The organism is Mesorhizobium sp. WSM3868 (assembly GCF_002294785.1).
In the GTDB taxonomy this organism is placed as follows: domain Bacteria; phylum Pseudomonadota; class Alphaproteobacteria; order Rhizobiales; family Rhizobiaceae; genus Mesorhizobium.
Genome location: NZ_NSGB01000001.1, coordinates 677134 through 691156 on the forward strand (window position 1 = coordinate 677134; position 14023 = coordinate 691156).

Sequence of the window (14023 nt, forward strand, 5' to 3'; positions counted from 1 at the left end):
ATGGTCTCCTCGCAGGTATGACCCTGCCATTGGAGGCGAACCTTCATGCCGCGACTGCCTGTGCATTTGCACAGGTAGATCAAGGAGGGATTCTGTTCCTCAGAGGATTGATGATCTTGAGGAGGCCAGCAGCGTCACCGCCTGATTTTTGGTTCGCACGCCGAGCTTCTTCTTGGCATTGTCCAGATGGAAAGCGGCCGTGCGCTCCTTGATGCCCAAGATGCAGCCGATCTCCCAGGCGGTCTTGCCCTTTGCCGTCCATTGCAGGCATTCGTACTCACGGGGCGTCAGCGAAACACCATTCACCGCCAGACCACCCGAAAGCTTGCGGCGAACGCCAATGTGAAAGCACGTCGCCATAATCTCGAGCGCCTGTTCATATTGCTCGGCTATGCGCAGGAAGGTCGGATCGATCCTGTCTGCCGCGAAGGTCATCGCAGCGACACCGCCGCGGCGATCAACGAGTGGGATCGTCAGTCCGCAGCGGATGCCGAATTCGGCAGCCTCCTGGAAAAGCTGTTGCTGTCGCGTTGAAATGCCGGCATGGCCGAAATCCGGTCCCACTGAAAGGCACATTCGCTGCACCTTGCCCATTCTATGACCGGGTCAATCCTTTGATATTGGTGGCCCAAGTAGTGAGACTTCCACCCTGGATGATAGTTCGATATCAGCCTTGGTTTTGTGACGCGATCAGGCACCAGAGACAGATAAGCGAACGCGGGAATGTCGAAGGCGCCGGCAGCGTTGGCCAGTGCGTTATGAAAATCGACTTCGTCGGCGCTCAAAGACAACTGTTCCAGCAAAGTCTCGAAGACGAGTTGCATTTTCTCCTGCGCCTCTTTTCAATTAAACGTTGGAGTTCTGACTTCTGCGGCGAGGAGACTCGCCTCCGGGATATTTGACGCCGGAGAAATTCACTCGCCGGAGGTTCGATCATGTGAAGGGAGACGCGTGCGACAACGCCGGCTGCGGTCAGCCGCGCGTCGGAAGCTGCGATTGTGGGCGGCTGCCATGGCATGTCAGAAATATCGAAGCTCGATGTGCCATCGATATATTCAGATGACCTCCTTCTCGAACTCTTGATTGAGCGCGCTACAATTACCCTGACCCAGCGGTCAAACAAGGCGCCCTGCCGGCGGGGAGGTACACCGGCAGGGCGAGCCGCACAAACGCCTGGTCGTTGGGGAACAGGACAGCGGCGGCAGAACTGATTTGGTTACCCCTTGCGATCAAAGTCCTCCGAAGCATGCTTAGAATCTAACGGCTTGAAATTGGCAGTTTCGGTCGGCTCGGCGCGAAATGCGCTGTCAACCCTGATCAATTGGGCGACCAGTCCTAAATTAGCCAGACGTCAAAGCGTCTGGTCCAAGGGAAAGTTCATCCCAGGAAACACCACTTTGGTTACCGTGGTGTCGTCGAACCCGGGGAATCGCTTCCGTGGGCGCTCGCATGTTCATATCGCATTCTCGGCCCTCAGCGCGCGATAGGTCGTCTCGACCGACTTCGCGGTTGCGTCGACGATTATGTCGATCTCCTTCCGGGTGATGATCAAAGGCGGCGCAAAGCCGAGGATATCGCCGTGCGGCATGGCGCGGCCGATGACACCGTTCTCGAACAGAGCAGCGGCGGCGCGAGCGCCGACCTGAAGATCGGGCTCAAACGGGATCCTTTGTTTTGGATCCCGCATCAACTCTACGGCGGACAGGATTCCGACACCACGGACTTCGCCGACGATGGGGTGTCCCGCCAGTTCTGCATTCATGCGGGCATGCCAATACGGTCCGACATCACGGACATGCTCCAAGATATTTTTTTCCTTTAGGAGTCGAATATTGGCGAGCGCGGCCGCAGCGCAAAGGGTGTGACCTGAATATGTCCAGCCATGGCCCAGCGCGCCGTGCTCCTCTGTTCCTTGTTCCAAGACCGACCAGACGCGATCCCCAATGATCGACCCGGAGATGGGCAGGTAGGCGGAACTCAAACCCTTGGCGATGGTCACGAAATCCGGACGCATGCCATAGAGGTGGGAACCGAATTTCTCACCGGTTCGTCCAAACCCGCAGACCACTTCGTCGGCGATGAGGAGAATATCGTACTTGTCGAGCACGCCTTGGATAGCGGTCCAATATCCTTTAGGGGGCGGAACGATGCCGCCTGTCCCAAGCACCGGCTCTCCGATAAAAGCTGCAACAGTCTCCGGGCCTTCAGCGAGGATAAGGGCTTCAAGGTCATCCGCGCAGCGTTTCGAGAACGCTTGCTCACTTTCGCCGTCATGCGCTTGGCGATAGTGGTGCGGCGTCGTGGTATGGCGTACCAAGTCCAGGGGTAGGTCGAAGAAATTATGAAAGAAGGCAAGGCCTGTCAGGCTTCCAGTGACCAACCCAGACCCGTGATAGCCGCGATGTCGCGAGATGATTTTCTTCTTTTCGGGCCGGCCCAGAATGTTGTTGTAGTACCAGACCAGCTTGATGTTGGTTTCGTTGGCGTCGGAGCCGGAAAGGCCGAAAAAGACCCTTCGCATGTTCTGACCAAAATACTCGACCACGGCCTCTGCCAAGAGGGCGACTGGCTCTGTTCCTTGACTTGCATAGACATGAGCAAACGGCAATTCGTGCGCCTGCCTCGCAATCGCCTCGGCAATCTCCGTGCAGCCATATCCCATATTGACGCAGTAAAGCCCGCCGAAACCGTCGAGGCTCTTTCGGCCCTCGGTATCCCAGATATAGACGCCTTCCCCACCGGCCATAATCCGGTTTGGCGTCTCGCTTCGGCTGTGCTTGGCGAGATGCGTTGACGGATGAAAGACGAAGCTTCGATCCTTCTCTCTGAGTTGCTCGGTTCCCAGATTGCTCAAGTGCATGGTCCCTCTCCTCGCCATAGTTGGCGGAGCCACTTGGCCAGCCGCCTGTTAGCAAATAGCATACTTGAAACGTCTCTCGAGTTTCTCGGGAATGCCGGTTATCCGCCGCGGAATTCGCGGGATCGACCTCCGATTGCCGTGAAAACTTAGGCGCTACCTTCGCCTTCGCCGATAGGGCTGAATTGGATCTCACTGATTTTGCTACGACAGGGCGAGTCCTGCAAACACGAACAGCTTACACTCGCATGCGCGTATGCGCCCAGCACAGTGTCTATTTTGCGGTTGCGCCCCCCATCGAGGAACGGATGCTAAATGCAACGGCTTGCAGGATGCCGATAAAGGGTGAAATAGCGCTCAGGGACGGCTCTTCCCGCGGGTCGCGCGAGGCACGATAGAGCGCCGCCGGCGATGTTCCGCCGAACGGCCGTTCATCGCTGACAGGGTTCTGATGGTCCGGATCGGTCTTGTTGTTCGTCAGGGTGGTAACGCAGGCGGTCAGCAGCGAGCACATTCGCCTCGATCAGCGCATGCACCTGGTTCAGTGCCGCGGCAAAGGCTCCAACTTGGTCGGCCAGCGCCAAGAGGCTGAGGTCATGCCCCCGCGCGCGCATAGCGACGGCTTTAGTGAGTGCAGCGGCTTGTGCTCGGCAGACTTCCCAAAGGAAGTAGTCAGCAGGTTCGGGCCCACAAAGACGCGGGGTGAGAGCGCCTCGCTATCGACATCATAATTCGCAGCCGACCAGCCCCGCCAAGTTCTGTCGTCATTATGCTGTTCTTCTTGCGATCGCATATTCGTGGTTGCTGCGCAGGGCGGCTGCGGAGCTGAGCTGTTGCTCGCGCGAGGCGGGCGAACCAACAGAACTCTCTGCACCGCCGGGAAAAAGCTGCCTCCATCGATGCCGGCCGATCGCGCAGTCTTGAAACGCTGGCTCCAGCCTCAAACGTCACTGCGACCAGCCCGCCTTTTCCTATCGAACCAGCCGCCGATATGATAACTTGATGGATGCTTTGAGCAGGGCTCTTCCTACTGCTTGCACTCATGAGCGGCAGCCTCAGCCAAACTCAGCAAATCGGATGTCTCTGTGGGTTATTATCAGCGGCGGCGAAGCTGAACACGCTGGCAGATGCTGCGAAAGTTAGTCGGCCGCCAGCGGATTGCGAGACGTTCAGGCGGGTAAGTACCTTAGGCAGGCGATCATAATCCAAGACCCCGGTAAGTGCTTTCGCCATAGCTCCTGGCGCCATCGGCACGCTGAGCGTTTGAAAGCCGATGAAATTCGTTAGGCCAATGGGCAAACGCGTGCTTGATAGCCTTCATCTTGAACGGCACGTGCACAACGCATTTGTTCCTGATGATGGGCGGACAGCTCGCATCTTGTTGTCGCGAACCGTTGAGGTTTGCTGCGATTATCGGCAGACCTAGATCAAGTGCCAATTCCATCTCCCAGCGCACGAAGCGATAAAGGTTTTTGGTTTTCTCACCGATCAGGACAAGAACCTGGCTCGATCCATTCATTCTGTTGCGAAGATTGCGTTTAACATAGTCTTCGTCCTGGGCCCGGCTCGTCATATTGTCCAGATCGTGAGCGTTCGCGAATTCAAAACTCACATTCTCGCTGGCATTCCACCCTTTCATAAAGCGGTATGCCCAAGCGTCTTCATCGCCATCAAATATTACGTAGGTCGGATCGCTGTATGCCATTGTTGTCTCTTAGTTGTTTTGACGAGCAACCCACTGGGTGTGCTCCCTTGAGAAAGCCAGTTCGGCCTCGTTCACCGCCGCGGAGAATGCCTCATCAGAGTTGGCGTCCGTAATAAGGTCGGCAGTCAATCCGATCTCGTGAGCTGTCAACGTGTAAGCCGATGCCAATTCGTTAAATTTCTTGATCTGGGTCCACCCCATAAGCGAGGCGGCGATAACGATTAACGGCTCCGTCGGCCAGCCTGGCATCGCTGGGTCAGCGATGCGTACTACGATGAACGAGAACCCCAGAGCGTAAGCAATGACACCCAGGCCCATCCAAATTTTCGCGGATCTCTTGTTCGAGCGCGCTTTCTTCTCGTACCACTTACGTTGATCGCAAATTCGTTTCTGCAGATATAGCTCTTTTCGTGCTTTTAGCGGCGAGTCCCTTATCGACATCATCTCGTCTGTTGTCTGTGGGGATGCTGAGTCGGTGCTGCTCAACGCGTTGCCAAGATGACGATTGCTGTCAAGAATACCTTCCATGAGCTTGCGAAAATCAGCTCTGGCGTCGGCCGCACGCGCGTCATCGAACGGCTGTGCTCGCATAGCAAAGCGCCAGGTCAATGTCTTTACTGACTCGGCCAAAGCTCTAGCTTGATACCAAACCTGCTCGGGCTTTGTGACCGACCGGAAAATGAGGATTCCCATTGAGCAAAGAAACACCGCAGCATACACACCGAAATAGGCTTTTGATGGCGAGAAATCTAAAGAGAGAACAGACGCGAAAAAAAGAAGAATGTACTCTGCCCGGACCAGGTGAAGAAATGCCGCCTGCTGCTCGTTAGATGCCACGTCAGCGCTATTATAAAGTCCAGGATACTTCATTTTTTAGAGCACACCATTCTATTTTATGGCAACAAATTCCTTAAGCCAGGATTTGGCAAACGTAACGTTTGCAATCGAGCTTATAGAGCCAAGTCTTGAGCTAGACGCGGTCCCTCTGTTTATAAACAGGACTGCAGGTCCGGTCCCATCGATGTAGGGATACAAGCCCAAAAATTCTTGTCCAGAGAAGGTTTCCGAAGGATTTTTTGCCACGGGGAGAACTGCTACCGCGGTCCGAAAGCCATCGAAAAAGCCAAGCTCCCAAGGCATCCATCTGGATCCTGGAGAAGCATTTGAATGCACATAGATTAGCGTCTTTGACTGCCTCATACGGGTCCGCAGCAACTCGGCAGTGGCCGAGGAGACCTTTGTGCGGTCCAGTTGTGAATCTTCGATCCAATCTACGTAAACAGTGAACCCAAGCTCCTCAAAAATTCGCTTCACACCGAGAATGATCTCTGCGTCCTTGAACGAATGTGACAGAAAAACGTCGAATGACGATCTGGCTGTAGCTGCGGCCATCTCTTCCTTTAGAACGATCGATGCGGCTCTATGTCCTCGAGTGGCATTCGCAACTTTTTTTAGCTCTGCCTCGGTCAGTAGCACTATTCAAATCCCCCAATGATCTGTTCGCAACCTATGAACTAGACGCCCATTAGATTATGCGACCCGTTGTCTTGTGAAACTGGCACTTCGGGAAATCGTCATGCTCTCCAGCCGGTAGCGCAACCTCCACCTTCTCGAAGACCACCTCGGCTGGCAGGCGTGACCGGCCCTGTCACCAACCTACGCGTCCGCGGCTCAGCGATGCTCCTCGCTTAGAAGGCTGCCGAAACCAGCAATGTCAAACAGACGATCTCCTCAACTTGATCAGCAACGAACTTATGACGTAAAAAGCCGATGGAGCGATCCCCAAATATCCGCAGGCGTCGAGGGCCGGTTTTGCTCGCCAAGGCCGAGCGGGCCAGCTCCCACTCCCGCTACCCGTCGGCTTGCCAACGCCTCCCTGTAGATTTCGCCCCTACACGGATGCGCTGACCGCGACCAAGCTCAATAGCTGCAGAGCCACTTTTCGCATCCGCATCTCGGATATGGACGCCTCCTCCAGGCACGCTCCGGTTTGGCTTCTCCGCCGCAGCGTCCTTGGCCAAGTGCGCCCGCTGGCTGCTTCGATCCGTCTCCTGGAATTAATCGGTTCCAGATTGCTCAAGCGCATCGTCCTTCCTCGCTATCAACCCGCGGATAGCGCTCGGCCACTTTTCCAGCAATTAGTATACCGCAAATGTCGCTTGAGTTTCGTCGGAATGGACGCTTTTTGCCGACGAATCTACGGGAGCCGTGCCAAACGCCGTGGAAACAATGCTTTTCGGTTTTACCGTTGCCTCAGGGCGGACAAGGGTATTGGTGAATTGGCCTTCACCGGTTTCGTAACGACAAGGCTATAGTATTGATCGATCCCGAAGCCTGCCTGCAGCAGTCCCTCCATGAAATCCTGATAGGCGGCCATAGAACGAGACGCGACGCGCATCAGATAATCGATCCGCCCGCCGATAGCCCAGCAGTCCAGGATTTCCGGATATTCTTGGACCGCAGTCTCGAAGTGTCTTTGGTCCTCGAGACGATGACGTTCCAGCACGACCTCCACCATGACAAAGACCATGCCGCCGATGAGGGCCGGACTCAGTCGCGCGTAATATCCCTCAATAATCCCTGCGACCTCGAGTGCACGGAGCCGCTCCGAGCAGGCGGACGCCGAAAGATGAACGCGTTTTGCAAGCTCGCTCTTTGAAATCCGGCCGTCTAACTGAATTTCTGAGAGGATGCGGAAGTCCCAAGCGTCCAGGCGCGCAGGATTGGGTTTCGACTTCATGACCTTCTGATCTTAGCCGTTATCGAAATGGAATTGACGCCAACCAACCGAGCTTGGTCGGAACGCTCAAACGCCGATGTTGCGTGCGATGCTGTCCGCCGCCATGCGCTTGCGCCACTCAAGAGGCCCGGAATTGTGAATGGAGTTTCCCTCAACGTCGACAGCCATGATGACAGGCATATCCTGCACCTCGAATTCATAGACTGCTTCCATGCCGAGATCCTGAAAGGCAATGAGCCGCGCTGACTTGATCGATTTTGATATCAGGTAGGCAGCCCCCCCAACTGCAATGAGATACGGCGTTTTGTATCTTACAATTGACTCGATGCCTGCCCGCCCTCTCTCCGCTTTGCCCACCATCGCGAAAAGCCCGGTTTCGGCGAGCACCTTATCCGTAAAGTCGTCCAAGCGGCTGGAGGTTGTTGGGCCCGCTGGTCCGACTATTTCATCTCTCACGGCGCGGACGGGTCCAACGTAGTAGATCACGCGTCCCTGCAGATCGAACGGAAGCGGCTTGCCGGCGTCGATCAACTCGACCATTCGCTTGTGGGCGGCGTCACGGCCTGTCAGCATCTTTCCGGACAAAAGGAGCGTTTCACCACAGCGCCACGATGCCGTCTCTTCCTTTGTCAGAGCATCGAGATCAACACGGCGAACGCCGCCTGGACGCAATTCGTCGGTTCCAATGTCGGGCCATTCGCGCAAGTCGGGGGGCTCCAGCCTGACTGGTCCAGAGCCATCCAGGGTAAACTTCAGGTGCCGGTTGGCGGCGCATTGCGGGATGAGTGCAACGGGCTTGGACGCTGCATGGGTAGGATAGGTCGCAACCTTGACATCGACGACCGTCGTCAGACCACCAAGGCCCTGGGCTCCGATGCCAAGTGCATTAATCCGCTCATATAGCTCGATCCGCAGTGCCTCCACCGCGCTAGACGCCCCCTTGGCGATCAATTCCGCCATATCGATGGGCTGGTTCATGGCCTCCTTGGCAAGCAGCATCGCCTTTTCAGCGCTACCACCGATGCCAACGGAGATCAGGCCGGGCGGACACCACCCACTGCCCAGTGTCGCGACCGTGTCAACCACCCAATCGGCAACAGACCCGCTGGGGTTCAAGGTAGTAAAGCGTGCCTTATTCTCCGATCCGCCGCCTTTTGCGGCGACGGTGATCTCAATCTGGTTCCCTTGTACAAGATCGACGTGGATGACCGCTGGTGTGTTGTCACGGGTGTTGACCCGTCGGGCCAGCGGATCGGCAACGATCGATGCCCGAAGCGGATTGTCCGAGTCGAGATAGGCCTGTCGGACGCCCTCATTCACGAGGTCTGCGAAACCGACTGTTGACTTGATGCGGGCGTCCATGCCGACTTTCGCGAAGACCACCACAAGTCCGGTGTCCTGGCACATCGGCCGCCGGCCGAAGGCAGCCATGCGGGAATTAACCAGAATTTGCCCAATGGCATTCTTCGCCGCCGGACTCTGTTCGCGCGCATATGCTTGCGAAAGAGAGCGGATATAGTCTGGAGGATGGTAGTACGAGATGTACTGAAGGGCGTCGGCCACGCTCCTTGTGACGTCCTTGCCGGCTATGGTCCGTGTTCTTCTATCCACGAAAACTTATCCAAATGATCCGAGGCCATTTACCATCTTGAGGATTTGAAAGCTTCGCACCCCTTGCTCACCGCCCTCGTATCCATAGCCGCTTTGCTTGACGCCTCCATAAGGCGCGTCCGCGGAAACCCCTTTCAGGTAATTCACACTGACAGCTCCTGCAGAAAGACTGCTGGTCAGCTTTCGTTGCGTATCGGCAACGTCCGTGAAGAAGTAGGCGGCCAAACCATACTCGGTGGCGTTCGCTTCCTCGATCGCCTCCTCGAGCGCGTCGAACGGCGCCACCGTGAGGATCGGTCCGAACGGCTCTTCATGAAGCACTCTCGCTTCCTTTGGCACGCCCGTCAGGATGGTTGGCGGCCAGTAAAAGCCCGGCCGGTCGAGGCGGGCGCCACCAGTCTCGATGCGGGCGCCGCGTTCGACCGCATCCTTGGTCAGGCGCTGCATGGCCTCGATTCGCCTCGCGTTCGCCATCGGACCCATGTCCGTTGCAGCGTCGTCTGGTAGGCCGATCCTGATTTTGCGGACCGCCTCCGTCATCCGGGACAGAAATTCCTCGTAGAGTGTCCGCGCGACCAGGATCCTACTGGGCGCGTTGCAGCTCTGGCCCGCGCACTCGAACTTGTATTCAGAAATTGCCGGGATGGCCTTTCCCAAGTCGGCATCCTCACACACAATAACCGGCGAATGTCCACCGAGTTCAAAGATGCAACGCTGCAAGTTATTCGCCGCGAGTGCGGCCAGCTGTTTTCCAACCGCGGTTGAACCCGTGAAAGTCAAGACCTTCACGATTGGCGAGCTGAGCAGATGCCGCGATATGTGCACCGGCACACCGAAGACAAGATTGACCACGCCATCGGGGATACCAGCTTGGCGCAGCGATTCCACGATGTGGACAGCCACGCTCGGTGTCTCTTCAGCCCCCTTGAGGATCACCGGGCAGCCTGCCGCCAGAGCGGGGGCGAGCTTGCGGGCGATGAGAACGGCTGGATAGTTCCACGGCGTAAAGGCAGCAACGACACCGAGCGGCTCCGGGACGATCATCCGGTTCGGCCCCATCGGAATAGGGACCGACAGCTCTTCGGCATGCCTGCCGTTCCATTCCAGCGTTTCGACGGCACGCGTGTACTCACCTGTCGCTTCGGCAATCGTCTTTCCTTGTTCGGCCGTCAGGTCCCTGGCTGCTGATTGAATCTTCGTTGCCAAGATTCTTGCGGCTGCTACCAGGATCTCGCCCCGTTCTTTTGCAGGCCGTGACGACCAAGCCTTGCGGGCGCATTCTGCCGAAGCCAGGGCCTCATCCAGATCCGACCCCGTCGCCGAGGCCACCGAGGCAAATACCTTCTCCGTTGCCGGATTAATCACCGGCAATGTGGCTCTGCTACCACCGGCCCGCCATTTGCCGTGGATGAAGAGCTGCTGGCTCCTGGCGTCTGACATCGCATGCTCCACTGGCGTGAATTTTATGAGCGCCGTTCGTGCTGAACTCGCTTCAGCCAGTTTCATCCCGAGTGTCACAGCAGGTCAAATATCGAATATTGCCGAAATCCATCTGGAATCCAGATCGATCTGATCCTGATGGCCACATGGCATTGCCTTAAGGTCGAAGGGTCATCAGGCCGCGTCAGGAGCCGCGGCCGCCCAGCCCCGGCTCTCAATTAATTCCCTGGCGACCTTGGGGATGAGCTTGCGGACCGCGGAGACGGCCGCGGAACGCTCATCTTTCGGATTTACACCAAGTACGACTGAGCGGGTAATCACCGGATCGACGATTTTTACCGTCCTGATTAGCCCCAGAGAGGCTTCTTTCTGGACGGCCGAAGGGGCGAGAATAGAATGGGCTTTTCCCTCAAGGACCATGTTGATGATCGTTGAGAGCGAGTCCACTTCAAACTTGACATCCAGCGCGCAACCGTGTTGTGCGACAACGTCAGCCACCGAACGCCTGACGTTGTTATTGCGCATGGGAACGGCCAGCGGAAACGCATGCAGATCCGCCAGAGATATCGTGTCTTCAAAAGGCGGTTCACGCGACGGCACCACAAGGCAAAGGTCTTCGCGCGCCAGCACGGTCATTCGCCCCACACTGTCGGCGGTACGGTAGAGAACCGCCAGATTGAAGCGTCCAGCAGCCATCCACTCCTCCAGCGGCCCCGTCATACCCTCAATCATCTTGAGGGAGACCCTCGGCAGTTCGGATCTTACCGATTCAAGCAGGGGGCCGCTCAGGACTCGAGCGGCTCCAGACGGAATGCCAATGGTGACCTCCCCAGCAGGGGAAGCAGCTGTGTTGGTCAATTCCGCCTCGGTGAGTCGAATTTCCTTGAGAATAGCCCGCGCGCGCTCGAGCAGTTTGGCTCCTGACGCCGTCACGCTCACGCCGGTCCTGTCGCGTATCAGCAGCTGAGTGCCGAAGCCTTCCTCCAGCTGACGCACGTGAAGGCTCAGCGCGCTCTGAGCGATATTAAGGAAAGCAGCGGCCTTCGTGAAGCTGCCTGCTTCGACTACGCCGACGAAGTATTTTAACTGCCTAATTTCCATGACTTGAAGAGCCTGACTGGGGCACTTCCCAGCTTCCTCCCTATCTATCTCGAAAAGCGATGGCGCGAAAGCAAAAATTCTGCCGCGCTCAGCAATCGCCGTGGCTTTCCACGGCCGAGGCAAGTGGAGCATCTTGGTGTCGTGTCATCCTAGTCTGGTCTAAATCAGCCGCTCAACGTGAACCGTGGCCTGCGCGCTGGCTGCCGACCTAAGCAGGGATCGCCGCAGGCATCAGTGCGCCTGTCCTTCCCAAGGTAGAACCGGCTGAGTGGGTGATGGAGTCGCTGATGCGTGACGGAACTTGAGCACGAAGGTAACTTGACGCTGGAAGCGCTCGGCTCGTTCCCAAATCGAAACTCGGGGGCATTGAGACTCGCAACAATAGCTTCGGCCCATCCACGGATGGCAGCAATGGCACTTGGCCTGGCAGCGATGGTACTTGGCCCGGAAGATTTCAGGGCGACCTAGACGGAAAGATGGTCGATGCCCCTGTTGTCAGTAGAGCCCGTGAAATCATCGCCATGGTCCGAAAAGCCGAGTTGACGCCGACGCGGCTCTTTCACGCAAAATCCGCAGAACCTCTTCTCGGACCGTCTCCGTGTGGGCGCAAGAGCGGGAACTGGACGCGGCGAGGGGCGCCCAGAGTTAAAAAGCGCCGCCGGCGCTATCGTCTCTTCGGATTCCGTCGGGTGTTCCAACCTGCACCCTGCGAATCGTGTGGATGCGTTGAAACATCCGCAACTTCGTTCCGTCGCCCATATGCCAAACCGGCCGCCTCAAGCTCCTCCATTGCATTGCCCAGGCCAGGGAAATTTCGGTGGTGATGAAGGTGGCGCCGGAAGCTTCGGCAAAGACAACAAACCGTTGCAGCAACCGTCCAGACAGACGCAGTTGTGGCCGCAAGCGACACATTGCTGTCGATACGATGCATGGCTATTGGTGGTCAACCTCACCACCGCCGATATCTCCGAGAGTGCCGGTGCTCAGGCGATCCTGGACCGCATACGCTAGGTTGGCCCTGAGTGAAGCTCTGTTCGCCGACAGCCGTATTGCTGGATCGGACTTGGGCGAATTCCTTGCGCCTTTTTGCCAGGTTTTTGAAAATGTATCGTAGGGCATAAGACCATTGAGGGTCTTCACTCTGGGACCGGGTTTTAAGGCCGTACGAAGTCGGCCAGATGGGCTTGGAGTTGCTGGTGGCTATTGTAATGCTAGAGCCTGACGGGGGCCTCCTTGATGGTAAGGTTCATCCTTTCGACCAAGCCAAGCCCGTAGCTCCGGGCTTGACCTTGCTCGTGCGGTGCTCGATGCATTTCTCCGCCCGAAGATTTGCTCCATGGCGAGCGATCCTGCTCGCGATTTTTGACCTGGATGCCGTTATCGGTGAAGATGGTGTGGATTTTGTGGGGAAGCATCGCGATGAGAGCGCAGGAACTTGTCGGCGATGATTTTTGGGACCCGCTTGCGCAGTTCGACATGGGCGAACTTGCTGGTCCGGTCGATGGGCACGAAGAGAAAGAGCTTGCCTTCAAGGTGGATATCATCAGGTTTGATCAGCCGAGCATCCTCGTCGGCATTCGTTCGGTAGGACGTGTCGATGAGGCCGCGTTGTTCGCTTCCGAAGTTGCTGCGCTGGGACGCGCTGTTCCCAAAGTGCGTCGCCAAAGCGGTGCAGCAAGAATTATCGCCCGAACACTCCTAGGGACACTAGGGTTTCCACCGGTGCCTATTTTAACTGCGCGATCTGGTGTTCCGACTTGGCCAGCCGGCATTGTTGGCTCTTTGGCCCATCACGATAGGGTAGCAGCCGCCGCCATAGCAGAGAAGGATACCATCGGGGCTGTGGGTATCGACATCGAACCCGACGAACCTCTTCCAGACGGTTTAATTGAGTTGGTCACAACTTCCAGAGAGCGAAGCATATACGATTTACGTCTGCTCCAGCGGAGAGATCTGTTCGTCCTTAAGGAGGCCGTCTATAAGGCGTGTTTCCCACTATGCAACCAAATTCTCGATTTTCAGGACGTCGAAATTGACCTCAAGTCCGGTGCAGCATACGTATCTAGGGTCGACCGTACTTTTTCCATTGAACTGTATAATTCAGAAAACATTATCGGCTTGGCGTATCTAAGTATCCATTCAGTACTATCATCCCGGTGAATCCTTCTGCTGCGCAATATTGGGAGGCCTGCGTTTCTTCATCTGGCCCCTTTGTCGCTCTTGTGGTTTTCTGATCAACCGCAGCTGATTCCAACCTTTCATAGGTGAACCTGCCTTGCTGGTCACGGGCGCAACCGGCCTAGGCAAGAGTTGGTCGGCTTGCGGTGGAACGGGCGGTGTTCGTTGGCATGCTGCATCTGCTGTTCGTCTCGGGTTTGGAGGCGACTGCCTTGACTGAATGGCGGCTTACGAGATCACTCGCCGGCGCGCGCCTGCCGTTGCCGCAGGTGCAGGCCATCTGGCCTCCCCGGAGGCGAATTAAAGGTGAGATCGCCCATTCGCCGGCATGATCAATTCAGAATAGCCTCAGCTGGGCAAATATTCGCGGCTCCAGCTTTCGCTGGCTTGG

Annotated in this window: 12 protein-coding genes and 2 pseudogenes; 2 read left to right on the forward strand and 12 right to left on the reverse strand. The window is 56.7% G+C overall.

Annotation, left to right across the window (positions count from 1 at the left end; translation table 11 throughout):
• Window positions 1–99: 99 nt before the first annotated feature.
• The 12 genes and pseudogenes from CK221_RS03080 to CK221_RS31225 form a co-directional block, all read right to left on the reverse strand.
• Window positions 100–585, reverse strand: coding sequence for a LuxR C-terminal-related transcriptional regulator (locus tag CK221_RS03080; protein ID WP_348628424.1), 486 nt, complete (start codon window positions 583–585; stop codon window positions 100–102).
• Window positions 474–824 carry an autoinducer binding domain-containing protein gene (locus CK221_RS31220; RefSeq protein ID WP_348628421.1) on the reverse strand — a complete coding sequence of 117 codons (351 nt, stop codon included), beginning with the start codon at window positions 822–824 and terminating at the stop codon, window positions 474–476. The genes CK221_RS03080 and CK221_RS31220 overlap by 112 nt, the downstream gene beginning before the upstream one ends.
• Before the next feature lie 629 nt (window positions 825–1453).
• Window positions 1454–2860 (reverse strand): aminotransferase, encoded by a 1407-nt coding sequence (locus CK221_RS03085; RefSeq protein ID WP_095776698.1) that lies wholly within the window; start codon window positions 2858–2860, stop codon window positions 1454–1456.
• Window positions 2861–3131: 271 nt separating this feature from the next.
• Entirely contained in the window at window positions 3132–3371 is a 240-nt protein-coding gene (locus CK221_RS29625) for a hypothetical protein (protein WP_143749019.1), read from the reverse strand.
• A 684-nt stretch (window positions 3372–4055) separates the two neighbouring features.
• The gene (locus CK221_RS03095) at window positions 4056–4562 is read right to left on the reverse strand and encodes a TIR domain-containing protein (RefSeq protein WP_095776643.1); all 507 of its coding nucleotides are present in this window, start codon (window positions 4560–4562) and stop codon (window positions 4056–4058) included.
• 9 nt (window positions 4563–4571) lie between these two features.
• Window positions 4572–5432, reverse strand: coding sequence for a DUF4231 domain-containing protein (locus tag CK221_RS03100; RefSeq protein WP_095776644.1), 861 nt, complete (start codon window positions 5430–5432; stop codon window positions 4572–4574).
• A gap of 18 nt (window positions 5433–5450) precedes the next feature.
• Window positions 5451–6038: a toll/interleukin-1 receptor domain-containing protein gene (locus tag CK221_RS29630; RefSeq protein ID WP_179295066.1), complete on the reverse strand. Its 588-nt coding sequence runs from the start codon at window positions 6036–6038 to the stop codon at window positions 5451–5453.
• 766 nt (window positions 6039–6804) lie between these two features.
• A complete protein-coding gene (locus tag CK221_RS03105) occupies window positions 6805–7302 on the reverse strand; it encodes an Lrp/AsnC family transcriptional regulator (protein ID WP_095776645.1) in 498 nt (165 codons plus the stop codon).
• A gap of 66 nt (window positions 7303–7368) precedes the next feature.
• A complete protein-coding gene (locus CK221_RS03110; protein WP_095776646.1) occupies window positions 7369–8913 on the reverse strand; it encodes a fumarate hydratase in 1545 nt (514 codons plus the stop codon).
• 6 nt (window positions 8914–8919) lie between these two features.
• Window positions 8920–10353 carry an NAD-dependent succinate-semialdehyde dehydrogenase gene (locus tag CK221_RS03115; RefSeq protein WP_095776699.1) on the reverse strand — a complete coding sequence of 478 codons (1434 nt, stop codon included), beginning with the start codon at window positions 10351–10353 and terminating at the stop codon, window positions 8920–8922.
• A gap of 174 nt (window positions 10354–10527) precedes the next feature.
• Complete coding sequence (locus CK221_RS03120) at window positions 10528–11454, reverse strand: LysR family transcriptional regulator (RefSeq protein ID WP_095776700.1); 927 nt, start codon at window positions 11452–11454, stop codon at window positions 10528–10530.
• A 513-nt stretch (window positions 11455–11967) separates the two neighbouring features.
• Window positions 11968–12247 (reverse strand): annotated as a pseudogene (locus CK221_RS31225) (CoA transferase); the annotation flags it as partial.
• 90 nt (window positions 12248–12337) lie between these two features.
• On the opposite strand from CK221_RS31225, the pseudogene CK221_RS30705 reads away from it, so the two are divergent.
• Window positions 12338–12496, forward strand: a pseudogene (locus tag CK221_RS30705) (transposase); the annotation flags it as partial.
• Window positions 12497–12873: 377 nt separating this feature from the next.
• Window positions 12874–13614, forward strand: coding sequence for a 4'-phosphopantetheinyl transferase superfamily protein (locus CK221_RS03140; RefSeq protein ID WP_245430568.1), 741 nt, complete (start codon window positions 12874–12876; stop codon window positions 13612–13614).
• Window positions 13615–14023: the final 409 nt, after the last annotated feature.

Excerpts from the sequence above, each read along its gene's own strand:
- CK221_RS31220 (WP_348628421.1), bottom strand. The coding sequence starts at position 824 with ATGCAACTCGTCTTCGAGACTTTGCTGGAACAGTTGTCTTTGAGCGCC.
- CK221_RS03085 (WP_095776698.1), bottom strand. The coding sequence starts at position 2,860 with ATGCACTTGAGCAATCTGGGAACCGAGCAACTCAGAGAGAAGGATCGA.
- CK221_RS29625 (WP_143749019.1), bottom strand. The coding sequence starts at position 3,371 with ATGTGCTCGCTGCTGACCGCCTGCGTTACCACCCTGACGAACAACAAG.
- CK221_RS03095 (WP_095776643.1), bottom strand. The coding sequence starts at position 4,562 with ATGGCATACAGCGATCCGACCTACGTAATATTTGATGGCGATGAAGAC.
- CK221_RS03100 (WP_095776644.1), bottom strand. The coding sequence starts at position 5,432 with ATGAAGTATCCTGGACTTTATAATAGCGCTGACGTGGCATCTAACGAG.
- CK221_RS03105 (WP_095776645.1), bottom strand. The coding sequence starts at position 7,302 with ATGAAGTCGAAACCCAATCCTGCGCGCCTGGACGCTTGGGACTTCCGC.
- CK221_RS03115 (WP_095776699.1), bottom strand. The coding sequence starts at position 10,353 with ATGTCAGACGCCAGGAGCCAGCAGCTCTTCATCCACGGCAAATGGCGG.
- CK221_RS03120 (WP_095776700.1), bottom strand. The coding sequence starts at position 11,454 with ATGGAAATTAGGCAGTTAAAATACTTCGTCGGCGTAGTCGAAGCAGGC.
- CK221_RS03140 (WP_245430568.1), top strand. The coding sequence starts at position 12,874 with ATGAGAGCGCAGGAACTTGTCGGCGATGATTTTTGGGACCCGCTTGCG.